Source organism: Pseudomonas sp. PDM17 (assembly GCF_014851985.1).
Lineage (GTDB): Bacteria > Pseudomonadota > Gammaproteobacteria > Pseudomonadales > Pseudomonadaceae > Pseudomonas.
This window is the reverse complement of record NZ_JACVAT010000039.1, coordinates 1-255: the sequence shown is the minus strand read 5'-3', so window position 1 is coordinate 255 and position 255 is coordinate 1. Positions and strand designations below refer to the sequence as shown.

1 protein-coding gene is annotated in these 255 nt (G+C 64.7%); it reads left to right on the top strand.

Annotated elements, in window-relative coordinates; translation table 11 throughout:
• Nucleotides 1–255, top strand: a 255-nt coding sequence (locus IB256_RS31075) for an OprD family outer membrane porin (protein ID WP_192404999.1), incomplete at both ends; no start/stop codon positions are given.

Here is a 255-nt window from a genome sequence, read left to right as displayed (position 1 = left end):
TGCTGCCGGACATGCCGCTGCTCAAGTACAACGACGGCCGCCTGCTGCCCAACATGTTCCACGGCGCGCAGCTGACCAGCGAGGAAATCGCCCACCTCAAGTTCACCGCCACACGCCTGGAGCGCTACACCGCGCGCGACTCCACCGATGCCCAGGACGTGCGCCTGAACTGCAAGAACAAGCGCTACGCCTGCGATACCACCGGCAACCGCTTCGACTCCTACCAGGCCGACTACCAGGTCAACGACCAGCTCC